The sequence below is a fragment of the Pseudideonella sakaiensis genome (assembly GCF_048320135.1).
Classification (GTDB): Bacteria; Pseudomonadota; Gammaproteobacteria; order Burkholderiales; family Burkholderiaceae_C; genus Ideonella_A; species Ideonella_A sakaiensis_A.
Genome location: NZ_CP182947.1, coordinates 173766 through 196303 on the forward strand (window position 1 = coordinate 173766; position 22538 = coordinate 196303).

Genomic DNA, 22538 nt, shown 5'->3' on the forward strand with positions numbered 1-22538 from the left:
CGATGGTTCGCGTGCCGGCGATGCTGGCCGGCCTGCTGGCCGCGGGATTGCCTGCGCTCGCGATCGATTTCGGCACGCTGCGGCTGTATACCCCTGCCGGGCAGTCTCCGTATGCCGAGATCACGCTGTCGGACAGCGCACCGATCGACGCGGCCGACATCCGTGCCCGCATCGCAACGCGCGACGCCTATGGCGTTGCCGGCATGCGCTATCTGCCGGCACTGCAGCAGATCAGCATCACGCCACAGAGCGCGAGCAATGGCCAGGTCGTGTTGCGCCTGGAGCGGCTGCCGGACCCTGCGACCGCACCGGAGATCGACCTGCTGCTGCTGGTCGGCGACCGCATGTCGCTGTCGCTCGGCGAATACCGCGTCAACCTGAGTGGTGCTGGCCGCGAGTTCGCCGCCGCGCCTGCCGGCGCCCGCCTGACCAGCGCAGCACCAGCAACCGGCGCACAGCCGGCAACCGCAGCGCCGGTGGTCAGCGGCAATGCCACCTCGGTGGCGACGGCGCCTTCGGCGCAGCCCGGGCTCGCGAAGGCAACTCTCGGCGAAGCGCAGGCGGCGATCGAAGCCTGGGCCGACGCCTGGAGCCGCCGCGACATGGATGCCTATGTCGCAGCCTATGTGCCGAACTACTCCGGCCGCAACGGCTCGCATGCAGACTGGGTCGAGCATCGGCGCTCGCGGATCGTCCCGAAAAGGAAGATCACCGTCGACATCGACAAACCCCAGTTCGTCGCGCGGGGTGACAAGGTCATCGCGACCTTCACGCAGCGTTACCGCGGCGATGCCTATGCCGAAACCAGCCGCAAGCGGCTGCATCTGGTGCGCGGCCAGTCGGGCTGGTTGATCGAGGAAGAGGAAGAATTGCAGTGAGCCAAGGTCTCGCCGACGGCGCCATCATCGGATCCGGACAGCCGGACCCGTCGGCACGCCGCGTCGCGCCGGCGCGGCGCCGATCCGGCCTGCGGCGGAAAACCACGGTGCTTGTCGTCTCCGCGCTCGCCGTCGTGCTGATCGCCTGCGGCATCTGGCAGGGGCAGGCCACCGATGGTGCCGGCGATGCGCCGCCCGTCGCATTGGCAACCGCCGACACCTCATCGACGACGGCGCCAGCCGACGTTGCAGAGGCAGCATCGTCGCCGGTGCTCAATGCAAAACGGCTCGACCGGCTCGAGCCGGTGGTCGCCCGGGGCGATGAACTGCTGGCAGCCACCTCGTCGACCTATTCGACCGCAGATGCCCGGTTGTTGCGCATCTACGGTCTGATTGCGACCTCGCAAGCCGGCGAAGCGATCGAGGAAGCCGCCAGGCTGGCCCGCGACATGCCGAATTTCGGCCTCGCACAACTCGTCTACGCGGATCTGCTGAAGACAACGACCAACCCGGCCGAGGGGTTTGGCGCGGTCACGCAGCCGCTGCGTGCCGAGGCGGCGGAACGGCTGCGTGATCTGGTCTCGGAAGCACGGGCGCGCGTTGTTGCCGCCGGTCAGCGGCCGCCAGCCGCCGCGGTGCCGGCGCAGTTCGTCCGCATCGATCGCAACGTGCGCCATGCGATCGCGGTCGACGTCTCGAAATCGCGCTTGTACGTGTTCGAGAATACCGACAACGGTCTGGTGCTGAGGAAGGACTATTACAGCTCGGTCGGCAAGCTCGGGCTGGCCAAGCAGGTCGAGGGCGACCTGCGCACGCCGATCGGCGTGTATTTCGGTACCGGCCGGATCGCCGATTCACGGCTGCGCGATCCCGCGGTCGAGGATCGTTATGGCGATGCGGCGATCGCACTGAACTACCCGAACCATTACGACCAGCTGAAGGGCCGCACCGGCAGCGGCATCTGGCTGCATGGCGTGCCGACCTCGATGTTCAGTCGGCCGCCGCTGGCCACCGACGGGTGCGTCGCGGTGTCGAACCCCGACATGCTCGAGCTGACGCGGATCGTCGAGCGCCAGGAGACACCGATCCTGATCGCCGAGAAGATCGAATGGGTCGAGCCGGCGGTCGCCGAGCAACGCCGTGCCGGTTTCATGAAGACCTTCGACGCATGGAAGGCGGCCCGCATGCTGGCCAATGCCGAGGTCCTGCAGCAGTTCTACGCGTCTGACGAAGATGCCGGCAAGCCGAAGCGGGCCCCGTCGTTCGGCCGGCCGGCGACGATCGACGGGGTGTCGGTCGTCTGGTGGCGCGATGACCGCGACATCGTCGTCGTCACCTATTCGGAAAATTCGTCAGGGCAGAGCCGGCCGCGGCAGAAGCGCCAGTACTGGCTGCAGAACGAGGGCCACTGGAAAGTGGTTTTCGAAGGCAACCTGGGCTGATCCCGTCAGGCCGGCGCGCCAGCGCCCCACCCGCCCGCAACCCGAAGGACTACCAATGAGCACCCAAGTCGAACTCCATACCAACCGTGGCCTGATCCGCATCGAACTGGCTGAAACCGAGGCCCCGCGCAGCAGCGCCAACTTCCTCGAGTATGTCCGTGCCGGCCATTACGACGGCACGATCTTTCACCGCGTGATCAAGGGCTTCATGATCCAGGGCGGCGGTTTCCAGCCCGACATGAAGCAGAAATCCACAAACAAGCCGATCGCCAACGAGGCCGACAACGGCCTGAAAAACAACCGCTACACGGTCGCGATGGCGCGCACGTCCGACCCCGATTCGGCAACCGCCCAGTTCTTCATCAATGCGAAGGACAACGACTTCCTCAACTTCACGTCGAAGTCGGCAAGCGGCTGGGGTTACGCGGTATTCGGCAAGGTTGTCGAAGGCACCGATGTCGTCGATGCCATCGAAGGCGTCAAGACCGGCCGCAAGGGTTTCATGGACGACGTGCCGCTCGAGGAAGTGGTGATCGAGCGCGCAACGGTCGTCGGCTGATTCCGCCCGCCAAGCTCGACATGGCCACGCCTCCCGCCGCGGCGGATGTGCCGACGCGCTTGCCCAGATTCTGGGAGTTCGAGGCGCCGGCGGCGTGGCGGCAGATCGATTTCATCAGCGATCTGCATCTGGCAGACGACAGGCCGCGCACCAGCGCGGCATTTGCCAGCCATCTGCGCGAGACCCCCGCCGATGCGGTTTTTCTGCTCGGCGACATCTTCGACCTGTGGGTCGGCGATGACACGATAACGCAGGGTTTTGAAGCCCGTGTGGTCGATCTGCTCGCCGAGGCTGCGGCACGCCGGTCGATCGCCATCATGGTCGGCAACCGGGATTTTCTGCTCGGCGACCGCATGCTGAAGGCCAGCGGCGCAATGGCGCTGGCCGATCCGACCGTGCTGGTGGCCTTTGGCCGCCGTTTCCTGCTCAGCCATGGCGACGCTTTGTGCCTCGGCGATACCGCTTATCAGCGCTTTCGCGCCGAGGTGCGAAGCACGCGCTGGCAACACGATTTTCTCGCGCTGCCGATCGACGAACGGCGCCGCCAGGCACAGGCGATCCGCCAGGAAAGCGAGCGCCGCAAGCAGTCTCATCAGCGGGCCGATTGGGTCGACGTCGACCCGGGCAGCGCGGTGCGCTGGATGCACGAGGCCGGCGCGCCGGTGCTGATCCATGGCCATACCCACTGCCCGGGCAGCGAACCGATGGCGCCGGGTCTTGTCCGCCACGTGCTGAGCGACTGGGAGCTCGATGATGCCGGTCAGCCAACGCGCGCCGAAGTGCTGCGTCTGAGCGCCGACGGATTCGAGCGGCTGGCGCCGGCCGGTTGCTGACTCTCGATCCGGATTGATCAATGGGCCCGCTGGCGCGCTGGTCGAACGCGTGGCGCGACTGGCGTCAGAACCGGGTGCTCAGCAAGCGGCCGATCCCCGACCCGCTCTGGCTGACCACCCTTGCCCGCTACCCTTTCATCGCGCGGCGCAGCACCGCCGATCTGGCACGGCTGCGGCAGCTGGCAACGCTGTTCCTCGCCGAAAAGGAATTTACCGGTGCCGGCGGGCTGCAGGCCACCGACGAGATCGCGGTGGCGATCGCTGTGCAGGCCTGCCTGCCGATCCTGCACCTCGGGTTGTCGGCCTACGACGATTTCATCGGCATCGTGGTTCATCCCGATGAGGTGGTCGCCGAACGCGAGGTGATGGACGAGGACGGTATCGTCCACAGCTATGAGGAGACGCTGACCGGCGAGGCGATGTCCGGCGGGCCGGTGATGTTGTCGTGGCGCGATGTCGCCGAGGCGGGCGAATCGGCCGAGCAGGGTTACAACGTCGTGATCCACGAGTTCGTCCACGTGCTCGACATGCGCGACGGCGTCGCCGACGGCGTGCCGCTGCTGCCGAACGATGCCGCACGACAGCGCTGGATCGACGTCCTCGATCGCGAATACGAGGCCTTCTGCGACTCGCTGGACAACGATCCCGAACCGGCGATCGATCCCTACGGCGCCGAAGCGCCGGAAGAGTTCTTCGCCGTGGCCGCCGAGGCCTTCTTCGTCAGTCCGCAGGTGCTGCTGCACGAGCACCCGGCGCTCTACCGGTTGCTGCAGGGCTACTTCAGGCAGGATCCGGCCGCCGAAGCGACCGGCTCCTGAAACGCTGCTCCGATCAGGCCGTTGCGGGTTCGGCCTTCGGCTTGTCGATCTTCTTCAGCGGCTGGATATCGAGCTCGACCTTGTCGTCGGCATCGAGGTCGACGGTCAGCCGACCGCCATCGACGAGCCGGCCGAACAGCAGTTCGTCGGCCAGCGCGCGCCGGATCGTATCCTGGATCAGCCGTTGCATCGGACGCGCGCCCATCAGCGGATCGAAACCCTTCTTCGCAAGGAAGGTGCGCAGCTTGTCGGTGAAGGTCACTTCGACCTTCTTCTCGGCGAGCTGGCTTTCGAGCTGCAGCAGGAACTTGTCGACGACGCGCAGGATGATCTCGGTGTCGAGCGCACGGAAGCTGACCACCGCATCGAGGCGGTTGCGGAACTCGGGCGTGAACAGCCGCTTGATGTCGGCCATCTCGTCGCCCTGCTCTCTTGCCGACGTAAAGCCGATCGTCGCCTTGTTCATCGTCTCGGCGCCGGCATTGGTCGTCATCACGATGATCACATTGCGGAAATCGGCCTTGCGCCCGTTGTTGTCGGTCAGCGTGCCGTGGTCCATCACCTGCAGCAGCACGTTGAAGACATCCGGATGCGCTTTCTCGATCTCGTCGAGCAGCAGCACCGCATGCGGCTTCTTCGTGATCGCCTCGGTCAGCAGACCGCCCTGGTCGAAACCGACATAACCCGGCGGCGCGCCGATCAGTCGGCTGACCGCATGGCGCTCCATGTATTCGCTCATGTCGAAGCGGATCAGTTCGATGCCGAGCACATAGGCGAGTTGCTTCGCGACCTCGGTCTTGCCGACGCCGGTCGGGCCGGAGAACAGGAACGAGCCGATCGGCTTGTCGGGCTTGCCGAGCCCGGAGCGCGCCATCTTGATCGCCGACGCAAGCGCCTCGATCGCCGGTTCCTGGCCGAAGACGACGCTGTTCAGGTCGCGGTCCAGGCTCTTCAGCTTCGAGCGGTCGTCGTTCGACACCGCGGCTGGCGGAATGCGCGCGATCTTCGCGACGATTTCCTCGACCTCGCTGCGCGTGATCGTCTTCTTCTGCTTGTTCTTCGGCAGCACGCGCTGCGCCGCGCCGGCCTCGTCGATCACGTCGATCGCCTTGTCGGGCAGATGGCGGTCGTTGATGAACTTGGCTGACAGCTCGGCCGCGGCCTGCAGCGCATTCAGCGCATATTTGACGCTGTGGTGCTCCTCGAAGCGTGTCTTCAGCCCCTTCAGGATCTCGATCGTCTGCTCGACCGACGGCTCGACGATGTCGATCTTCTGGAAGCGCCGCGACAGCGCCGCATCCTTCTCGAAGATGCCGCGGTATTCGGTGAAGGTCGTGGCGCCGATGCATTTCATCGTGCCCGAACTCAGCGCAGGCTTCAGCAGGTTGCTTGCGTCGAGCGTGCCGCCGGACGCCGCGCCGGCGCCGATCAGCGTGTGGATCTCGTCGATGAACAACACCGCATGCGGCTGGTCCTTCAGGCTTTTCAGCACGCCTTTCAGCCGCTGCTCGAAATCGCCACGGTATTTGGTACCGGCGAGCAATGCACCCATGTCGAGCGCATAGACGGTGGCATCGGCCAGCACGTCGGGCACCTCGCCCTGCGTGATGCGCCATGCCAGGCCTTCGGCGATCGCGGTCTTGCCGACACCGGCCTCGCCGACCAGCAGCGGGTTGTTCTTGCGCCGCCGGCACAGGATCTGCACGACGCGTTCGACTTCAAGCTCGCGGCCGATCAGCGGATCGATCTTGCCGTCGCGCGCCATCGCATTGAGGTTCTGCGTGAACTGGTCGAGCGGCGACCCCTTGCCGTCGCCCTCTTCCTTGTCGGCCTCGGCTGCGCCGCCTTCACTCGGCTTGGCCGGCTCCGGCGGGTCGTTTTTCTTGATGCCGTGGGCGATGAAGTTGACGACGTCGAGCCGTGTCACGCCCTGCTGGTGCAGGTAGTAGACCGCATGCGAATCCTTCTCGCCGAAGATCGCGACCAGCACATTGGCGCCGGTCACTTCCTTCTTGCCGGAGCCGGTCGACTGCACATGCATGATCGCGCGCTGGATCACGCGCTGGAAACCCAGCGTCGGCTGCGTGTCGACTTCGTCGGAGCCGCCGACGGTCGGCGTGTTCTCCTTGATGAAGCCGGCCAGGCTCTTGCGCAGGTCGTCGATATTGGCGGTGCAGGCGCGCAGCACCTCGGCAGCCGACGGGTTGTCGAGCAATGCCATCAGCAGATGCTCGACGGTGATGAATTCGTGTCGCTGCTGACGCGCCTCGACGAACGCCATGTGCAGACTGACTTCTAGCTCTTGCGCAATCATGCGGCCTCCAAAATACATTGCAGCGGGTGGCCGCCACGGCGGGCAGCGGCCAGCACCAGTTCAACCTTGGTAGCGGCGACGTCCTTTGTATAGACGCCGCACACCCCCCGACCCTCGTGGTGGATCTTCAGCATGATCTGGGTCGCGGTCTCGAGGTCGCGTTGGAAATATTCCTGCAGCACCATCACGACGAACTCCATCGGTGTGTAGTCGTCGTTGAGCATGAGAACCTGATACATCTTCGGAGGTTCCGTCTTTGCGGCCTGGCGCTCGGCAACGACCGCTCCCTGGTCGCCAGGCGTTGGCGTACCGGCGGGCGGAACGGACGGCTTGACTGGTTCTGCAGGCATGTTTCGATTCTATCGACTTGCATTGTCTCGGTCATACCGGGGTCATATGCAGACGATACGACCGATCGCAAGCCGCCGAAGCGGAAAAACCGCCGTTCCGACCGCCTGTTTCCGAGGCTGGCCCGCCGTGGCCGCCTGCCTTGACATCACTGGGGCTGGCTACCAGAATTCCATGTGGCGATGGATGGGAGGTGCGGCATGGCGCTCGGAACAGTCAAGTGGTTCAACGATGCCAAGGGCTTCGGATTCATCGAACCCGACGGCGGAGGTGCCGATGTCTTCGCACATTTCTCCGCAGTGCAGATGGAAGGTTTCCGCACGCTGAAGCAGGGAGGTCGGGTCCAGTTCGACATCCAGCAAGGCCCGAAAGGGCAGTTGGCACAGAATATCTCGCCAATCGACGAGCCGCAGCCATCTGCGGCCGTCAGCGACACACCACCGGTCGTCCAGACCGCCGGCTGAACCAGCCGCCATGGTCCGGCACATTGGCCGGACCGGCGCAAGTCCACGCGTCGAGATCAGCACCGCGCGCGCGCTCGTGCGTGCAGGATGGTCAACGTGTGGCAATCGGCAGCGATCCGATTCCACTTGTTGGACGGGGTGTGCGCCACCGGGCCGGCGAACCGGCCACCTCCAACACGCCGCGGGAGCGTCGATCGGCAGCAGCCGATCGCCCGCTTTATTTCGACTTTTTCGCGGCGCCGGCCTTGGCCGCCTTGCGGGCAGTGCCGCGCGGATCGACGGCGGCCTTGAACGTGGTTCCAGGCGTGAATTTGGGCAGCTTGGCCGCGGCAATCTTGATCTTCGCGCCGGTCGCCGGATTGACGCCGTTGCGCGCTGCCCGAGCATGCAGCTTGAACGAGCCGAAGCCCGGCAGCACCACCGGATCGCCCTTGCGAACCGACGTGACGATGGTGTCGAGCAGGGTTTGCAGAATCCGTCCGGATTCCGCCTTGGTCAGGGAGTGTTTGTCAGCGAGTTGTTCGACCAGTTCGGCTTTGTTCATTCTTGGACTCAGTTGGCAACCGCGACCCGCGGTCGGCAACATTGTCACGCATCCTGCAGCCGTTTCCTGGCGGCAAGCCTCACAGTCGCTGCGGCGCGACACGCCACAGCATCGCCGGCAGCTCAGTCGTCGTGCCGCCAGCGCTTTGCGAGCAGGTGATCAACCGACAATTTTCCCGGGCCGGCCGCCATCAGGTAAAGCAGCACCGCGGCCCAGGTGCCGTGGGTTGCATACGCGCCGGGATAAACCAGCAACTGGATCACCAGCGTCATGATCAGCAGCGCCAGGGCAGAAAAACGTGTTGCAAGACCGATCAGCAACAGCGCCGGGAACAGGTGTTCGGCGAAGGCCGCCATCAGCGCGGCAAGGCCCGGCGCGATCAGCGGCAGCTGGTACTCGTATTCGAACAGGCTGACCGCCGATTCGGACAGCCGCGGCCAGCCCAGACTGAACTCGCCGGCGACGATGTTCAGCGCAAAACCCTCGACCTTGGTCTGTCCCGAGCTCCAGAAGACAGCGGCGATCGAAAACCGGCCGACAAAGGCAATCAGCGAATGCGGAATAAGCGTCAGCAGTGCGACGGCCTTGTCGAGCCAGCCCATCCACCGCGGCCTCGACGTGCCGATGGCAGCAGGCCGTTGCAGTCGTTCAGCATGCATGATGTGTCACTCCAGTGGCAGGTGAATCGAAGCAATCGCGCCGTGGCGGTGCAGCATGCCAAGCACGAGCGCAAGGTCGAATGTGCTGTGCGAACTGGCCGCTTCGCCAGCGGCTTCGGCCAGCGCGCTGCCGCGGCGGACCGCTGCGACAAATGCCGCCAGCCCCGCAGCTGCCGGCAACACGACGACGTCGGACTGGTCGCGGAGAACAACCGCGGTTTCCGGCTGAGCCGGGTCGACGCTGGCGATGTCGACGACGCCCTGATGAGCGGCGAACAGCGAGACGATTGCCCATTCGGATTCGATGACGGCCAGCGACGGATGCCAGTCGAAACGGATGCGGCCGATCCGAGCGCCTGCCGACAATGCAGCGGCCACCTGGGTGGCCGTCGCGACCGGCGCATCGGCGCTGTGGCAGGCCTGGACGCGGGCAAACTCGAGCCGCGCGACATCGGGCAGATAGGGCAGGCTGGACACCGGCTCGAATGATTCGAGAAACTCCGCGAGGCCGGCGCCGTATGACGCGAGGATGCGGCTGCGCGGCGGGTCCTGCCGCACGTACACCGCAGCCATCGCACGGAAAAATTCCTCGCCGACCAGCTCCTGCACGACCGGGAAGGTTTCGCCGAGGGCATCGACGAGCGAGCTGATCACGTTGTTGCGGTAGATGGCAAGCCGGCCGTCGACATCCGAGCCATTCCAGCTGCGCAGCGCTGGCGGTGCGGGCAGCGACGGATCGAGCAGCGCCGCAGCGAACCTGGCTTCGAGCGCGCTCATCGGGCAGCCTCGCGCAACGCGGCCGGCGCCTTGGCCAGGATCGCCTCCGCCTGCCGAGCCTCGTCGAGCAGAATTTCGAGCGGCGGGATGTCGTTGTCTCGTTCCAGCAGGCTGGGCATCGGGCCGAGCTGCTCGATCACCTGCCGGTACAAGCCCCAGACGATGCGGTCGACCGGCGAACCATGGCTGTCGATCAGCAATGCTGCGCCGGCGCTGTCGCGCTCGCTCGCAAAGCCTGCCAGGTGGATCTGCGTGGCCGCCTGCAACGGCAGATCGAGCAGATAGGCCATCACGTCGCGGCCGTGGTTGGTGCACGAGACAAAGGCATTGTTGACGTCGAGCAGCAGCCCGCAGCCGGTGCGATCGATCACCTCGCGGATGAAGGCCGCCTCGCTGATCGTCGAGGTCTCGAATTCGACATAAGTCGACGGGTTTTCCAGCAGCATCTGCCGGCCGAGGCGTTCCTGCACCTGGTCGACATGCTGGCAGACGCGGTCCAGCGTGGCTGCGTCGTACGACAGCGGCAGCAGGTCGTTGTAGAAGACGCCACCGTGAGTCGACCACGCAAGGTGTTCGGAAAAAACTGCCGGTTTGTAACGCTCGATCAACGCGGCCAGACGGGCGAGGTGCTGCTCGTCGAGCGGATCGGCCCCGCCGATCGACAGGCCGACGCCGTGCAGCGACAACGGGTAACTGTCGCGGACCAGGCGCAGCTGCGCATGCAACGGCCCGCCGTCGACCATGTAGTTTTCGGCGTGGACCTCGAAGAACCCGATATCGGGCTTTTCGGCCAGCACCTGCGCGACATGCTGGGTCTTCAGGCCCAGCCCGGCTCTTGGCGGCAGCCGCATGCCGACAACCGCGCCGCCGGGCGGCAGCGATGCGCGCTGGCGATTGCGGTCCGGCTGGTCCATCGCAGTCCGGGCCCGATCAGGCCTTCTTCGGCTCGAACGCCTTCATCTGGCCGAAGCCGGTCGGCGAAGTCTTCGACGCGGTCTTCTCGCAGGTGCCCTTCGGTACCAGCGACCAGGCATTGGCCTGGTGATCGACTTTCGACGTGCCGGCGCAGGTCGTGCCCGGGCCGGCGGCGCAATCGTTCTTGCCTTTCAGTGCGACGCCGTAGCATTTTTCCTTGTCGGCGGCCTTGTCCTGCGCTGCGGCCGGCATCACGGCGAATGCCGCTCCGAGGGCCAATGCAAGGGTGACGGTGGAAATCGGGGTGGTGTGGTTCATCTGAGTCTCCAGGTTCCGAAGGTGATTGTTGGCAGCCGGCCGCTTGGCCAGTCGGGAAAACCACCGGTCCGGACGGGCACCGGCTGTCTTCCTACCCCTTGGACGCGGCAGCAGTGGGGTTTCTTACACCGGCGGTTGACGGGGAAACGCCGTAAGAAGTCGGGTTGTTGAACGTCGTATATCAAATGGCTTCTGCCAGGAGATGGCCTTGAACCTGTTCCACCTGATCGCCGTGCGGCGCAGAAGCCTTGCTGCGCTGCTTGTGTTGCTGTCCGGCGTTTCGCCATCGCTGCTTGCCGGCAGCGGCAACCCGCCGCGCGTCAGCCTGAACGGCTTCGACATCAGCGACCCGCTGGTGCCGATCGCCGCGATCCAGCGTGGCGGGCCGCCGAAGGACGGCATACCGGCGATCGACAAGCCGGTGTTCATTGCGGCAGGCGAAGCAGCGCTGGCGCCGGACGACCGGGTGCTCGGCCTGGCGATCGACGGCCAGGCGCGCGCCTACCCGATCCGCATCCTGAACTGGCACGAGGTCGTCAACGACCGCTTCGGCGATCGACGCATCGTCGTCAGCTACTGTCCGCTGTGCGGCACCGGCGTCGTCTTCGAGCCGGCCGCCGGCCATGCCGAATCCGGTTTCGGCGTCTCCGGCCTGCTCTACAACAGCGATGTGTTGCTCTACGACCGCGCGACGTCATCGCTGTGGTCGCAGATCATGCAGCAGGCGATCAGCGGCCCGGCGAAAGGCACGCGCCTGAAGATGCTGCCGGTGACACACACCAGCTGGGCCGACTGGCGCAGCCGACAGCCCTCGACGACGGTCCTGTCGACCGATACCGGCTTTTTCCGCAATTACCGGCTCGATCCCTATGCCGGCTATGAGCAACGCTCGGCACTGATGTTCGACGTGCAGAACCGCGATGACCGGATTGGCGCGAAGGAATGGGTGCTCGGCGTCGAGATCGGCGGCCGCCACAAGGCCTATCCGTTCAGCGTGCTCGAAAAAAGGGTCGACGCAAAAGGCGAATTTGCCGACCGGCTCGGCGGGCAAGCGCTGCGCATCCGCTTCGATGCCCGCCATCGCAGTGCCGAGGCACTCGATGCGCAGGGCCAGGTATTGCCGACGATCACCGCCTACTGGTTCGCCTGGGTCGCCTTCCACCCGAAAACCGAGTTGCTGCTGCCGCGTTGAAGCGGCGCAGCAGCGATCACTTGAAGCGGTAGTGGTCGCGGTTCAGCACCGCGGCGACTGCGGACACCTCTTCCGGAAACATCCCGAGGTTCAGTTCGGTGTTGCACTGCTCGACCATGCCGCGCAGAAATCCGGGCGTATTGATGCGCCCGGTCGGCCGGTAGATCTTCGAGCCGTCGCCGCCCACTTTGCGCACATGGCAGGCGACGCAGCCGTTGTCCTTGATCAGTTTCTCGCCGAGTGCGAGGTCGGCATCGCGGAACAGTTCGCCGGCGGTCTGGGCAGATATCGATGCCGCGCCGAGCAGCAAGCCAAGCGCAGGCAGGATTCGGCTGATCTTCATCACACACTCCTGGTTGAGTCGCAATCGATGCTTCGATGATGCACCCATCGCCATGCCGGCTGGTCTGCGTCAGCCGAGCTGCGCGCCGATCGCCGCGATATCGTCTTCGGTCATCTCGCCGGGGATCGCCAGCAGCAGCCGCCCGCTGCCATCGATCAGCACCGTCATTGGCACCACTGCCCGCTCGGTCAGCCGTGCGCGCAGCGCCGCGCCATCGAGCGCGACCGGAAAGCGCAGGTCGTGCTCGGCGACATGGCGCCGCACCGCCTGAGGGTCGCGGTCGGTGGCAATGCCGACGATGCGCAGCTTGCTGCCACGCGCCTGCAGCTCGCGGTACAGCTTGTCGAGGCGTGCGTTGTGGCGTTTGCAGAAGGCGCAATCGGTCGACCAGAAAACGATCACCGCCGGCTGGCCTTTCCAGTCGGCCAGCCGCTTGCCGTCGATCAACTGCAGTGCCGGCAGATCGACCACCTCGCCCTTCGCTGCCGCTGCTGCAAGCGCGGCCGGGCCGACGCTGGCCAGACAGGTCGCGGCCAGCGCCGCCAACAGGCGCCGGCGGGTCGGAATACGTTGGGTGAGCATCGCTTGAAGAATATCAGGATCGACTGATCTTTGTCGGCGCTGCTCAAACGCCACGCAGCACGATCTGGTCTCCCCATTGCATCGCCAGCTGACGCACCTGCTCGGCGACGCGCTCCCGGGTCGCGACGACCAGCGGCGTCAGTGGCCGCACCGCCGACACCGCGGTCGTCATCAGCACAGGCAGCCGCGGCTCGACGATCTGCCGCGCCTGGTACGAATCAACGGCGTTGCGCTGCGCCAGCGCGCTCGGCGGCAACACGGCAAAGCCGATGCCGAGCCTGACGAGGTCGAGCATGCCGTCGACCGACGCCACCTCCATCGCGATCTTCAGCTTCAGGCCGAGGTGGGCAGCGCGCGTCTCGACCAGCCGCCGTATCGCGTGGACGCGGTCCGGAATCACCAGCGGATAGTCGGCGAGCCGGGCAAAAGCGACGCTCGTGTCGCCCTCGTCAGCCGCGCGCGGCCCCGGGCCGATCAGGCACAGCGCTTCCTCGAAAACCGGCGCGGTGTCGATTTCCGGCCGTGGATCGGGATTCAGCAGCAGCGCCAGATCGATGCGCCCGACCTGCAGCCACTCGGCCAGGTGTGACGACAGGCCTTCGACGATGGCCAGTTCGGCATCGGCAAATCGCTGCTTGAAGGCTGCGACCAGCGGACCGGTCAGGCCGCGGCTGAGGCTGGGCGGCAAGCCGACGACGATCCTGCCGCCCTCCTGGCCGAGCGAGCTGCGCAGTTCGTGCCGGGCCTGCTCGACCTGGTGCAGGATGCCGTGGCCATGTTTCAGGAACAGTTCGCCGGCATCGGTCAAGGTGACGCCGCGGCCGTGGCGGCGCAGCAGGGCCTGGCCCAGTTCGGTTTCCAGCATCTTGACCTGCCGGCTGAGCGCCGGCTGGGCCGTCGACAGCAGCAATGCGGCTTTGCTGAAGCTGCCGAGTTCGGCGACACGGACGAAATATTCAATTTGCCGCAGATCCATCGACCAGCCCCTTTGCACGTGCATCACGATTCTCGGCCATCTCGAGCGATGCCGATTCGTTATGGCTGCTATCTCGCCATACCTGTTGCGCACAGACTGACTATCACGAAAAATCACCACAGACCGGCCCGGTGGCTGGTGTGACCCCACCTGACCGCACCGCGGCTGCCGCCGGTACCACGACAAGAACTGGAGACGCGCAATGATCATCGACTGCCACGGCCACTACACAACCGCACCGAAAGCGCTGGAAAACTGGCGCAACCAGCAGATTGCCGGCATCAAGGATCCGTCGGTCAAGCCGAAAGTGGCCGACCTGAAGATCAGCGACGACGAACTGCGCGAGTCGATCGAGGCCAACCAGCTGCGGCTGATGAACGAGCGCGGCTCCGACCTGACGATCTTCAGCCCGCGCGCCAGCTTCATGGCGCATCACATCGGCGATTTCGAGGTTTCGTCGACCTGGGCGGCGATCTGCAACGAGCTCTGCTACCGCGTCAGCCAGCTGTTCCCCGACCGCTTTGTTCCGGCGGCGATGCTGCCGCAGTCGCCGGGTGTCGATCCGGCGACCTGCATTCCGGAAATCGAGAAGTGCGTTGCGCAGTACGGCAATGTCGGCATCAACCTGAACCCCGATCCGTCTGGCGGCCACTGGACCAGCCCGCCGCTGTCCGACCGCCACTGGTATCCGATCTACGAAAAGATGGTCGAGCTCGACATCCCGGCGATGATCCATGTATCGACCAGCTGCAATGCGTGTTTCCACACCACCGGCGCGCACTATCTGAATGCCGACACCACGGCGTTCATGCAGTGTCTGACGTCGGACCTGTTCAGGGATTTCCCGACGCTGCGCTTCATCATCCCGCACGGCGGCGGCGCGGTGCCCTACCACTGGGGGCGCTTCCGCGGCCTCGCGCAGGAACTGAAAAAGCCGCTGTTGAAGGACCACCTTCTGAACAACATCTTTTTCGACACCTGCGTCTACCACCAGCCGGGCATCGACCTGCTGACCAAGGTGATCCCGGTCGACAACATCCTGTTTGCCAGCGAGATGATCGGCGCAGTGCGGGGCATCGATCCCGAAACCGGCCATTACTACGACGACACCAAGCGGTATATCGAGGCGTCGACGATCGTCGTCGGCGACGACCGCCACAAGGTCTACGAAGGCAATGCGCGACGCGTTTTCCCGCGTCTCGATGCCGCACTGAAAGCGAAGGGGAAATGACCATGAGCAACCAGAACCTTGCCAGCACGCTCGGTGTCGTCAAGCGCAACATCGTCCGCGCCGACCCGGCTGCAGTGGAGAAACTGTCGCGCTTCGGCGTCGCGACGGTGCACGAGGCGCTTGGCCGGATGGGCCTGATGAAGCCGTACATGCGACCGATCTATGCCGGCGCGAAGATGTGCGGCCCGGCCGTCACCGTGCTGCTGCAGCCCGGCGACAACTGGATGATGCACGTCGCGGCCGAACAGATCCAGCCCGGCGACGTCGTCGTCGCCGCTTGCACGACCGACAACAACGACGGCTTCTTCGGCGACCTGCTGGCCACCTCGTTCAAGGGCCGCGGCGCCAAGGGCCTGGTCATCGACGGCGGTTGCCGCGATGTCGACGAGTTGCAGCAGATGGGTTTCCCGGTCTTCAGCCGCGCAATCCATGCGAAGGGAACGATCAAGGCGACGCTGGGTTCGGTCAATATCCCGGTGGTCTGCGCGGGGGCGGCGGTGAATCCGGGCGACGTGATCGTTGCCGACAGCGATGGCGTCGTCGTCGTGCCGGCTGCGATGGCGCAGCAGGTCGCCGATGCAGCCGAAAAGCGCGAATCCTTCGAAGGCGAAAAACGCGCGAAGTTTGCTGCCGGCGTGCTCGGGCTTGACATGTACAACATGCGCGAGCCGCTTGAGAAGGCCGGGCTGAAGTACATCGACTGAGCACGGCGATGAAAGCCAAGCCGTTGACGTGGACTGTCGGCCTGATCGGATATGGCGAGGTCGGCCGCATCCTGGCCGAGGATCTGCGCGCACTGGACGTCCGCGTGACGGCGCACGACCGCAAGCTCGGCGGCGCGCAAGAGGCTGCACTGCGCGAGCATGCGAAGGCCGGCGGCGTTTTTCTTGTCGATTCACATGCCGAACTGGCGGCGAATGCGGATCTGATCATCAGCGCGGTCACCGCCAGCCAGGCGGTTGCGGTCGCCGAGGCCTGCGCACCCGCGATCAGGCCGGGGACCTGGCTGCTCGACTTCAATTCGGCATCGCCCGGCGCCAAGCGGCGAGCTGCCGAACTGATCGACGCCGCCGGCGGGCGTTATGTCGAAGGCGCGGTGATGACGTCGATTCCGCCCTACCGCATCAAGGTGCCGCTGCTGCTCGGCGGCGCCGGCGCGGCCGAACTGGCGCCGCTGCTGCTTGAACTCGGCTTCGATGCCAAGGTCGCCAGCGAGCGGCTTGGCGTTGCATCGGCGACCAAGATGTGCCGCAGCGTGATGATCAAGGGCCTGGAGGCGATGGTCATCGAAAGTTTTACCGCCGCGCGCGCGCACGGCGTCGAGGATGCGGTGATCGCGTCCTTGCACGAGACCTTTCCCGGCATCGACTGGGAGGCGCAGGCGGCCTATTTCTTCCAGCGCGTGATCGAACACGGCCGGCGTCGCAGCGAGGAAGTGCGCGAGGTCGCCGAGACGGTGCGCGAGGCGGGTTTGACGCCGTGGTCGGCCAGCGGCACCGCCGAGCGCCAGGCCTGGATGGCCGACCTGGCCGATCACGGTGTATTCGGCCAGCGCGGCAGCGCTGCATTCGCGCGCAGTGCCGACTGGCGGATCGAAGCCGACCGCATCCTCGCCCGGCTCGGGCAGCAAACGGATCAGGGAACGTGATGAGCACCAACACAGAAACCTTCAGCAAGACCGCCGGCTGGCTCGACTGGTATAGCGGCCCTTCGAAACCGCAGTTCAAGCTGCCTGCCGGCAGCGTCGACGCCCATTGCCATGTGTTCGGGCCGGGCGCCGAATTTCCGTATGCGCCTGAGCGCAAATACACGCCGTGTGATGCATCGAAGCAGCAGCTGTATGCGCTGCGTGACCACCTCGGTTTTGCGCGCAACGTCGTCGTGCAGGCGACCTGCCACGGCGCCGACAACCGCGCGATGGTCGATGCGCTGGTCCATTCCGGCGGCAAGGCGCGCGGTGTCGCAACAGTCAAGCGCAGCGTCACCGACCAGCAGTTGCAGGAAATGCATGCGGCCGGCGTTCGCGGCGTGCGTTTCAATTTCGTCAAGCGGCTGGTCGATTTCACGCCGAAGGACGAGTTGATGGAGATCGCCGCGCGCATCGCGCCGCTCGGCTGGCATGTCGTGATCTATTTCGAGGCGGTCGACCTGCCCGAACTGTGGGACTTCTTCACCGCACTGCCAACGACCATCGTTGTCGACCACATGGGCCGCCCCGACGTGACCAAGCCGGTCGACGGGCCCGAGTTCGAGCTGTTCGTGAAATTCATGCGCGAATATCCGAATGTCTGGAGCAAGGTCAGCTGCCCGGAGCGGCTGTCGGTGACCGGACCGAAGGCGCTGAGCGGCGAGCGCAATGCCTACCAGGACGTGGTGCCGTTCGCGCGCCGCATCGTCGAGACTTTCCCCGACCGCGTCTTGTGGGGAACCGACTGGCCGCATCCGAACCTGAAGGACCACATGCCCGATGACGGCCTGCTGGTCGATTTCATACCGCATATTGCAACCACGGCCGAACTGCAGCAGAAGATGCTCGTCGATAACCCGATGCGCTTGTACTGGCCGGAGGAGCTCTGAACATGCCCTTGAACAAACCCTATCTCGACGTCCCTGGGACGACGATCTTCGATGCAGAGCAGTCGCGCAAGGGCTACCACCTGAACCAGTTCTGCATGTCGCTGATGAAGGCGGAAAACCGCGCCCGCTTCAAGGCCGACGAACGGGCCTACCTCGACGAATGGCCGATGAGCGAGGAGCAGAAGCAGGCGGTGCTGGCTCGCGACCTGAACCGCTGCATCGCGCTCGGCGGCAACATCTATTTCCTCGCGAAGATCGGCGCCACCGACGGCAAGAGCTTCCAGCAGATGGCCGGCAGCATGACCGGCATGAGCGAGGAGGAATACCGCAACATGATGATCAGCGGTGGCCGCTCGGTTAATGGCAACCGGGTTGTCGGCGAGGACGGTGACGCTCAACCCCACCGCCAGCCGCAAGGTGCGGCCGGCAAGAACAAGAAGGAATCCTGAGATGGCACGCATCACCGCCAGCGTCTACACCTCGCACGTCCCCGCGATCGGCGCAGCGATCGACCTCGGCAAGACCGACGAGCCGTACTGGCAGCCGCTGTTCAAGGGCTACGACTATTCGAAGCAGTGGATGAAGGACAACCGTCCCGATGTCATCTTCCTCGTCTACAACGACCATGCGACGGCATTCAGCCTCGATATGATCCCGACCTTCGCGATCGGCACCGCGGCCGAATACCAGCCGGCCGACGAAGGCTGGGGCCCGCGTCCGGTACCGAAGGTGATTGGCCATCCGGAACTCGCCTCGCACATCGCACAAAGCGTGATCCAGGACGATTTCGACCTGACCATCGTCAACAAGATGGACGTCGACCACGGCCTGACGGTGCCGCTGAACCTGATGTGCGGGTCGCCCGAAGCCTGGCCTTGCCCGGTGATCCCGTTTGCGGTCAATGTCGTGCAATACCCGGTGCCGTCGGGGCGGCGCTGCTTTTTGCTCGGCCAGGCGATCCGCCGGGCGATCGAGAGCTACGACGAGCCTTTGCGCGTGCAGATCTGGGGCACCGGCGGCATGAGCCACCAGCTGCAGGGCCCGCGCGCCGGCCTGATCAACAAGGACTGGGACAACCGTTTCCTCGACAGGCTGATCGACGACCCGGATGGCCTGTCCAAGGTGCCGCACCTCGAATATGTGCGCGAGGCCGGATCCGAGGGCATCGAACTGGTGATGTGGCTGATCGCGCGCGGCGCGATGGCCGATATCGCTGGCGGCCCGAAACCGACGCTGAAGCACCGCTTCTTCCACGTGCCGGCCAGCAATACAGCCGTCGGCCACCTGATCCTGGAGAACACGCAATGAGCAAGACAATCAAGGTCGCGCTGATCGGCGCCGGCGCATTCGGCATCAAGCACCTCGACGGCATCAAGAATATCGACGGCGTCGAAGTCGTTTCGGTGATCGGCCGCGACCTGGCGAAAACGCAGGAAGTCGCGAAGCAATACGGCATCGCCCATGCCGGCACCGATCTGTCCGAAAGCCTCGCGCTGAAGGAACTCGATGCGGTGATCCTGTGCACGCCGACGCAGATGCATGCCGAGCAGTCGATCGCCTGCCTGAAGGCCGGCAAACATGTGCAGGTCGAGATTCCGCTCGCCGATACGCTGAAAGGCGCCGAGGAAGTGGTCGCGCTGCAGAAGAAGACCGGGCTGGTCGCGATGGTCGGCCACACGCGGCGCTTCAACCCGAGCCACCAGTTCGTGCACAAGCGCATCGCCGCCGGCGAATTCAACATCCAGCAGATGGATGTGCAGACCTATTTCTTCCGCCGCACCAACATGAATGCGCTCGGCCAGCCGCGCAGCTGGACCGACCACCTGCTGTGGCACCACGCTGCGCACACGGTCGACCTGTTCGCCTACCAGGCTGGCGGCGAGATCGTGCAGGCGAATGCGGTGCAGGGTCCTATCCATCCGACGCTCGGCATCGCGATGGACATGAGCATCCAGCTGAAGTCCAGCACCGGTGCGATCTGCACGCTGAGCCTGAGCTTCAACAACGACGGTCCGCTCGGCACCTTCTTCCGCTACATCGGTGACAGCGCAACCTACGTCGCTCGCTATGACGACCTGTTCAATGGCAAGGAAGAAAAGATCGACGTCAGCAAGGTGGCGGTATCGATGAACGGCATCGAATTGCAGGATCGCGAATTTTTCGCCGCGATCCGCGAAGGCCGCGAGCCGAATTCGAGCGTTGCGCAGGTGCTGCCCTGCTACAAGGTTTTGCACCAGCTGGAGCAACAGCTGAACAAGGCCTGACCGGACGAGCGGGCAGGCATCGAGCCGGCGTCCTCGCGACGTTCAGACCGGCGCCGGCTCGTCGCGGCGCTTCTTCACGCGGTACATCCGCCGATCCGCATGGGCAAGCAGCGTTGCCGGATCGGCGCCATCGGCCGGGTACAACGCGACGCCGATGCTGGCTGCTGCGGGCACACGGGCCGGGCCGATGTCGATGCCGTCGCCGTCGAGGATCTCCTCGAGCCGACTGCAGAATTGCGCGGCCCCCGGCTCGGTCGTCCGCGGCAGCAGGATCACGAATTCATCGCCGCCCCAGCGGCCGATCTTGTCGGTATCACGCGCCGCCAGTTCCAGCAGCGCGGAAAAAGCGCCGAGAAAGCGGTCGCCGGCTTCGTGGCCGTGGCGGTCGTTGATCGCCTTGAAGCGGTCCAGATCGACGAACACCAGCGCCAGTTCATCGCCGTGGCGCCGGGCATCGGACACCGCGGCGACCAGTTCGCGGTGCATGCGCCGGCGATTCAGCAGCCCCGTCAACGGGTCGTGGTCGGCCATGTGGCTGATCATCACGTTGGTCTTCTCGGCCTGCTGCAAGGCCTTGCGCAGCGATGCGGTCTGCGTGGCGATCTGTTGCTCAAGCGACGCATTCAGCGCGATCAGCCGGCTCTGTCGCACACCTGCGAAGCCGGCGAAGATGCCGAGGAAGATCGGCGCGGTATCGATCACGTAGAGCAGGGGCGAATGGGCGTGGACGGCGGCCACCAGTTCGCCGAAAGTCGCCGCTTTCTGCACGGTGCCGGTGGCAAGCAGCAGGGCCGCGGAAACAAGCGGAAACATCAGCCCGAACAGTGCGCCAATCGCCGTGTAACGCCAGGTCGGCGACTGCATCAGAACAAACCATCGATCGACCATCACACCTACCTCAGTCAGCAGGACCAGCGCGCCATCGCGCCTGCCACATGCCGGCGGGAGCGGATGCAGCAGTCCAGCCCCAACGGCCATCCTGCCACCGCAGGATTATCGGCGCCGCTCCCGGCCTCTTGAGCGCAGCGCAGAAGTCAAAAAGGCAGTTGCCTATACGGTCTGCCGCGGTGCTGAACGCGTCGCCGAGCGCCTGGGTCCACAATCCGCTTTCGAGCAACATCGCAGCCCTGCCCTTGTCAGCCAGCCTTTCCTACCTGCCCGTTCCCGGAGCCGACAGCGACCGCACCGAGATCGCGACGCTCGCCAACGGCGTGCGCGTCGTGACGATCCGGCTGCCGGCGTCGCAGACCTGTTCGGTCAGCATCTATGTGCGCAGCGGCAGCCAGCATGAATCGCGGCGGCACAACGGCATCAGCCATTTTGTCGAGCACATGGCATTCAAGGGCACCGACAGCCGCACCTGCCAGCAGATCAATTTTGATGCCGAGCAGCTCGGCGCCGAGGTCAATGCGCACACCGACAAGGACCACACCGCATTCCACATGAGCGGGTTGGCCTGCCATGCCGGCGACTTCATCGGCATGCTCGGCGACATCGTCCGCAACGGCAGCTTTCCCGAGGACGAGCTCGAGCGCGAACGCCAGGTCATCCTGCAGGAATTCGACGAGGATGCCGACGATGCGGTATCGGCCGGCTTCAAGCTGTTCGACCGGCTGTGTTTCGGCAGCCATGCCTTTGCCCGCCCGGTGATCGGCACCCGGCCGAACATCGAACGATTTTCGCGTGACGAACTGGTCGGCTACGTCCGGCGCCAGTACAGCGGGGCCAATGTCGTCGTCGCGGTCGCCGGCGATGTCGATCCGCAGCAGATGGTGAGGGCCGCCGAGGCGGCTTTCGGCAGCCTGCAGCCCGGCGCCGACAACGGCGTCGAGGCACCGCAGCACATCGGCGGCATCGGCTCGCGGCATTTCGGCGGCTACAGCCAGGCGCACCTGGTGGTCGGCTTTCCGATTCCGTCGCTGCGCGAGGCGCACCACGCTGCCCAGGTTGCCGCGGCGCTGTTCGGCGAGGGCATGAGTTCGCCGCTGCTCGACCAGCTGCGCGAGCGCCGCGGCATGGTCTACCACGCTGCCTGCTCGGCCGACATCACCGAGGCCTGCGGCCAGTTTGTCATCGAGGCGTCGACGACCCCGGCCCAGCTCGACGACTTTTTTGCCGAGCTGAGCCGGTTGCTGCTGACGCACGCATCGAGCATCGCGCCACACGACCTGGCACGGGCCCGCAACCAGATCACCGTGCGCAGCCTGCGCGCCAGCGAGCGGCCGGCGCAACGCGTCGAAAACGCCGCGCAGGACGTCTTTGCATTCGGCCGCGTGCGCAGCCGCAGCGAACTGCTCGACCAGATTCATGCGGTCGAGGCGGCGCAGGTGCGGCAGGTCTTTGCGCAAATGCTGGCCCGGCCTGCCGCCGTTGCGGTCACCGGTCGCCCGGGGCATGCGATCCAGCAGCGGGTTTCGCGTGCCCTTGCGGCATTGCCTGGCCAGGGCTGAACCGGCTCACTCTCCGACCGCAAGGCTGTTCCGCGGGCCGACGCCCGGGCGATT

The 22538-nt window shown here is 65.3% G+C and carries 26 protein-coding genes; 15 read left to right on the top strand and 11 right to left on the bottom strand.

What is annotated here, in order from left to right:
- The first annotated feature begins 2 nt into the window (after positions 1-2).
- The 5 genes from ACNH6H_RS00775 to ACNH6H_RS00795 are packed head-to-tail and all read left to right on the top strand — an operon-like array spanning position 3 to position 4530.
- Positions 3-878 carry a hypothetical protein gene (locus ACNH6H_RS00775; protein WP_418314818.1) on the top strand — a complete coding sequence of 292 codons (876 nt, stop codon included), beginning with the start codon at positions 3-5 and terminating at the stop codon, positions 876-878.
- Complete coding sequence (locus tag ACNH6H_RS00780) at positions 875-2320, top strand: L,D-transpeptidase family protein (protein WP_418314819.1); 1446 nt, start codon at positions 875-877, stop codon at positions 2318-2320. The genes ACNH6H_RS00775 and ACNH6H_RS00780 overlap by 4 nt, the downstream gene beginning before the upstream one ends.
- Positions 2321-2375: 55 nt before the next feature.
- Positions 2376-2879 carry a peptidylprolyl isomerase gene (locus ACNH6H_RS00785; RefSeq protein ID WP_418314820.1) on the top strand — a complete coding sequence of 168 codons (504 nt, stop codon included), beginning with the start codon at positions 2376-2378 and terminating at the stop codon, positions 2877-2879.
- A 20-nt stretch (positions 2880-2899) separates the two neighbouring features.
- A complete protein-coding gene (locus tag ACNH6H_RS00790) occupies positions 2900-3712 on the top strand; it encodes a UDP-2,3-diacylglucosamine diphosphatase (protein ID WP_418314821.1) in 813 nt (270 codons plus the stop codon).
- A gap of 20 nt (positions 3713-3732) precedes the next feature.
- Entirely contained in the window at positions 3733-4530 is a 798-nt protein-coding gene (locus ACNH6H_RS00795; RefSeq protein WP_418314822.1) for a zinc-dependent peptidase, read from the top strand.
- 13 nt (positions 4531-4543) lie between these two features.
- Here ACNH6H_RS00795 and clpA read toward each other — a convergent pair whose 3' ends face one another.
- Positions 4544-6844 (bottom strand): ATP-dependent Clp protease ATP-binding subunit ClpA, encoded by a 2301-nt coding sequence (gene clpA, locus ACNH6H_RS00800; protein ID WP_418314823.1) that lies wholly within the window; start codon positions 6842-6844, stop codon positions 4544-4546.
- Positions 6841-7194, bottom strand: a complete 354-nt coding sequence (clpS, locus tag ACNH6H_RS00805; protein WP_418314824.1) for an ATP-dependent Clp protease adapter ClpS — start codon at positions 7192-7194, stop codon at positions 6841-6843. Before clpS ends, clpA begins: the two co-directional genes overlap by 4 nt.
- A gap of 198 nt (positions 7195-7392) precedes the next feature.
- Here clpS and ACNH6H_RS00810 point away from each other — a divergent pair, with 198 nt between their 5' ends.
- Entirely contained in the window at positions 7393-7656 is a 264-nt protein-coding gene (locus ACNH6H_RS00810) for a cold shock domain-containing protein (RefSeq protein ID WP_418314825.1), read from the top strand.
- A 217-nt stretch (positions 7657-7873) separates the two neighbouring features.
- Here the strand turns inward: ACNH6H_RS00810 and ACNH6H_RS00815 are convergent, their stop codons facing one another.
- The 5 genes from ACNH6H_RS00815 to ACNH6H_RS00835 form a co-directional block, all read right to left on the bottom strand.
- Positions 7874-8242: an HU family DNA-binding protein gene (locus ACNH6H_RS00815; protein WP_418314826.1), complete on the bottom strand. Its 369-nt coding sequence runs from the start codon at positions 8240-8242 to the stop codon at positions 7874-7876.
- 80 nt (positions 8243-8322) lie between these two features.
- Positions 8323-8802: a DoxX family protein gene (locus ACNH6H_RS00820; RefSeq protein ID WP_418321173.1), complete on the bottom strand. Its 480-nt coding sequence runs from the start codon at positions 8800-8802 to the stop codon at positions 8323-8325.
- Positions 8803-8865: 63 nt separating this feature from the next.
- Positions 8866-9636, bottom strand: coding sequence for a putative DNA-binding domain-containing protein (locus ACNH6H_RS00825; protein ID WP_418314827.1), 771 nt, complete (start codon positions 9634-9636; stop codon positions 8866-8868).
- Positions 9633-10550 carry a DUF692 domain-containing protein gene (locus ACNH6H_RS00830; RefSeq protein WP_418314828.1) on the bottom strand — a complete coding sequence of 306 codons (918 nt, stop codon included), beginning with the start codon at positions 10548-10550 and terminating at the stop codon, positions 9633-9635. Before ACNH6H_RS00830 ends, ACNH6H_RS00825 begins: the two co-directional genes overlap by 4 nt.
- A gap of 16 nt (positions 10551-10566) precedes the next feature.
- Positions 10567-10869 carry a DUF2282 domain-containing protein gene (locus tag ACNH6H_RS00835; RefSeq protein ID WP_418314829.1) on the bottom strand — a complete coding sequence of 101 codons (303 nt, stop codon included), beginning with the start codon at positions 10867-10869 and terminating at the stop codon, positions 10567-10569.
- A 208-nt stretch (positions 10870-11077) separates the two neighbouring features.
- Here ACNH6H_RS00835 and ACNH6H_RS00840 point away from each other — a divergent pair, with 208 nt between their 5' ends.
- Entirely contained in the window at positions 11078-12061 is a 984-nt protein-coding gene (locus ACNH6H_RS00840) for a DUF3179 domain-containing protein (RefSeq protein WP_418314830.1), read from the top strand.
- Between the two features lie 16 nt (positions 12062-12077).
- Here ACNH6H_RS00840 and ACNH6H_RS00845 read toward each other — a convergent pair whose 3' ends face one another.
- The 3 genes from ACNH6H_RS00845 to ACNH6H_RS00855 form a co-directional block, all read right to left on the bottom strand.
- The gene (locus ACNH6H_RS00845; protein ID WP_418314831.1) at positions 12078-12404 is read right to left on the bottom strand and encodes a hypothetical protein; all 327 of its coding nucleotides are present in this window, start codon (positions 12402-12404) and stop codon (positions 12078-12080) included.
- Between the two features lie 69 nt (positions 12405-12473).
- Positions 12474-12986 (bottom strand): TlpA disulfide reductase family protein, encoded by a 513-nt coding sequence (locus ACNH6H_RS00850; RefSeq protein WP_418314832.1) that lies wholly within the window; start codon positions 12984-12986, stop codon positions 12474-12476.
- 43 nt (positions 12987-13029) lie between these two features.
- Complete coding sequence (locus tag ACNH6H_RS00855) at positions 13030-13962, bottom strand: LysR family transcriptional regulator (protein ID WP_418314833.1); 933 nt, start codon at positions 13960-13962, stop codon at positions 13030-13032.
- Between the two features lie 202 nt (positions 13963-14164).
- On the opposite strand from ACNH6H_RS00855, the gene ACNH6H_RS00860 reads away from it, so the two are divergent.
- The 7 genes from ACNH6H_RS00860 to ACNH6H_RS00890 are packed head-to-tail and all read left to right on the top strand — an operon-like array spanning position 14165 to position 20034.
- Complete coding sequence (locus ACNH6H_RS00860; RefSeq protein WP_418314834.1) at positions 14165-15193, top strand: amidohydrolase family protein; 1029 nt, start codon at positions 14165-14167, stop codon at positions 15191-15193.
- Positions 15194-15195: 2 nt separating this feature from the next.
- The gene (gene ligK, locus ACNH6H_RS00865) at positions 15196-15897 is read left to right on the top strand and encodes a 4-carboxy-4-hydroxy-2-oxoadipate aldolase/oxaloacetate decarboxylase (protein WP_418314835.1); all 702 of its coding nucleotides are present in this window, start codon (positions 15196-15198) and stop codon (positions 15895-15897) included.
- 8 nt (positions 15898-15905) lie between these two features.
- A complete protein-coding gene (locus tag ACNH6H_RS00870) occupies positions 15906-16841 on the top strand; it encodes a DUF1932 domain-containing protein (RefSeq protein ID WP_418314836.1) in 936 nt (311 codons plus the stop codon).
- Positions 16841-17770 (top strand): amidohydrolase family protein, encoded by a 930-nt coding sequence (locus ACNH6H_RS00875; RefSeq protein WP_418314837.1) that lies wholly within the window; start codon positions 16841-16843, stop codon positions 17768-17770. The genes ACNH6H_RS00870 and ACNH6H_RS00875 overlap by 1 nt, the downstream gene beginning before the upstream one ends.
- Positions 17771-17772: 2 nt before the next feature.
- Positions 17773-18219, top strand: coding sequence for a protocatechuate 4,5-dioxygenase subunit alpha (gene ligA / locus ACNH6H_RS00880; protein ID WP_418314838.1), 447 nt, complete (start codon positions 17773-17775; stop codon positions 18217-18219).
- Between the two features lies 1 nt (position 18220).
- A complete protein-coding gene (locus ACNH6H_RS00885) occupies positions 18221-19078 on the top strand; it encodes a class III extradiol dioxygenase subunit beta (RefSeq protein ID WP_418314839.1) in 858 nt (285 codons plus the stop codon).
- Complete coding sequence (locus tag ACNH6H_RS00890) at positions 19075-20034, top strand: Gfo/Idh/MocA family oxidoreductase (RefSeq protein ID WP_418314840.1); 960 nt, start codon at positions 19075-19077, stop codon at positions 20032-20034. Before ACNH6H_RS00885 ends, ACNH6H_RS00890 begins: the two co-directional genes overlap by 4 nt.
- A gap of 42 nt (positions 20035-20076) precedes the next feature.
- Here the strand turns inward: ACNH6H_RS00890 and ACNH6H_RS00895 are convergent, their stop codons facing one another.
- Positions 20077-20898: a GGDEF domain-containing protein gene (locus tag ACNH6H_RS00895; protein WP_418314841.1), complete on the bottom strand. Its 822-nt coding sequence runs from the start codon at positions 20896-20898 to the stop codon at positions 20077-20079.
- 269 nt (positions 20899-21167) lie between these two features.
- Here ACNH6H_RS00895 and ACNH6H_RS00900 point away from each other — a divergent pair, with 269 nt between their 5' ends.
- Positions 21168-22484, top strand: coding sequence for a M16 family metallopeptidase (locus ACNH6H_RS00900; protein ID WP_418314842.1), 1317 nt, complete (start codon positions 21168-21170; stop codon positions 22482-22484).
- Positions 22485-22538: the final 54 nt, after the last annotated feature.

Excerpts from the sequence above, each read along its gene's own strand:
- ACNH6H_RS00775 (WP_418314818.1), top strand. The coding sequence starts at position 3 with ATGGTTCGCGTGCCGGCGATGCTGGCCGGCCTGCTGGCCGCGGGATTG.
- ACNH6H_RS00785 (WP_418314820.1), top strand. The coding sequence starts at position 2,376 with ATGAGCACCCAAGTCGAACTCCATACCAACCGTGGCCTGATCCGCATC.
- ACNH6H_RS00790 (WP_418314821.1), top strand. The coding sequence starts at position 2,900 with ATGGCCACGCCTCCCGCCGCGGCGGATGTGCCGACGCGCTTGCCCAGA.
- ACNH6H_RS00795 (WP_418314822.1), top strand. The coding sequence starts at position 3,733 with ATGGGCCCGCTGGCGCGCTGGTCGAACGCGTGGCGCGACTGGCGTCAG.
- clpA (WP_418314823.1), bottom strand. The coding sequence starts at position 6,844 with ATGATTGCGCAAGAGCTAGAAGTCAGTCTGCACATGGCGTTCGTCGAG.
- clpS (WP_418314824.1), bottom strand. The coding sequence starts at position 7,194 with ATGCCTGCAGAACCAGTCAAGCCGTCCGTTCCGCCCGCCGGTACGCCA.
- ACNH6H_RS00810 (WP_418314825.1), top strand. The coding sequence starts at position 7,393 with ATGGCGCTCGGAACAGTCAAGTGGTTCAACGATGCCAAGGGCTTCGGA.
- ACNH6H_RS00815 (WP_418314826.1), bottom strand. The coding sequence starts at position 8,242 with ATGTTGCCGACCGCGGGTCGCGGTTGCCAACTGAGTCCAAGAATGAAC.
- ACNH6H_RS00820 (WP_418321173.1), bottom strand. The coding sequence starts at position 8,802 with ATGGGCTGGCTCGACAAGGCCGTCGCACTGCTGACGCTTATTCCGCAT.
- ACNH6H_RS00825 (WP_418314827.1), bottom strand. The coding sequence starts at position 9,636 with ATGAGCGCGCTCGAAGCCAGGTTCGCTGCGGCGCTGCTCGATCCGTCG.
- ACNH6H_RS00830 (WP_418314828.1), bottom strand. The coding sequence starts at position 10,550 with ATGGACCAGCCGGACCGCAATCGCCAGCGCGCATCGCTGCCGCCCGGC.
- ACNH6H_RS00835 (WP_418314829.1), bottom strand. The coding sequence starts at position 10,869 with ATGAACCACACCACCCCGATTTCCACCGTCACCCTTGCATTGGCCCTC.
- ACNH6H_RS00845 (WP_418314831.1), bottom strand. The coding sequence starts at position 12,404 with ATGAAGATCAGCCGAATCCTGCCTGCGCTTGGCTTGCTGCTCGGCGCG.
- ACNH6H_RS00850 (WP_418314832.1), bottom strand. The coding sequence starts at position 12,986 with ATGCTCACCCAACGTATTCCGACCCGCCGGCGCCTGTTGGCGGCGCTG.
- ACNH6H_RS00855 (WP_418314833.1), bottom strand. The coding sequence starts at position 13,962 with ATGGATCTGCGGCAAATTGAATATTTCGTCCGTGTCGCCGAACTCGGC.
- ACNH6H_RS00860 (WP_418314834.1), top strand. The coding sequence starts at position 14,165 with ATGATCATCGACTGCCACGGCCACTACACAACCGCACCGAAAGCGCTG.
- ligK (WP_418314835.1), top strand. The coding sequence starts at position 15,196 with ATGAGCAACCAGAACCTTGCCAGCACGCTCGGTGTCGTCAAGCGCAAC.
- ACNH6H_RS00870 (WP_418314836.1), top strand. The coding sequence starts at position 15,906 with ATGAAAGCCAAGCCGTTGACGTGGACTGTCGGCCTGATCGGATATGGC.
- ACNH6H_RS00875 (WP_418314837.1), top strand. The coding sequence starts at position 16,841 with ATGAGCACCAACACAGAAACCTTCAGCAAGACCGCCGGCTGGCTCGAC.
- ligA (WP_418314838.1), top strand. The coding sequence starts at position 17,773 with ATGCCCTTGAACAAACCCTATCTCGACGTCCCTGGGACGACGATCTTC.
- ACNH6H_RS00885 (WP_418314839.1), top strand. The coding sequence starts at position 18,221 with ATGGCACGCATCACCGCCAGCGTCTACACCTCGCACGTCCCCGCGATC.
- ACNH6H_RS00890 (WP_418314840.1), top strand. The coding sequence starts at position 19,075 with ATGAGCAAGACAATCAAGGTCGCGCTGATCGGCGCCGGCGCATTCGGC.
- ACNH6H_RS00895 (WP_418314841.1), bottom strand. The coding sequence starts at position 20,898 with ATGCAGTCGCCGACCTGGCGTTACACGGCGATTGGCGCACTGTTCGGG.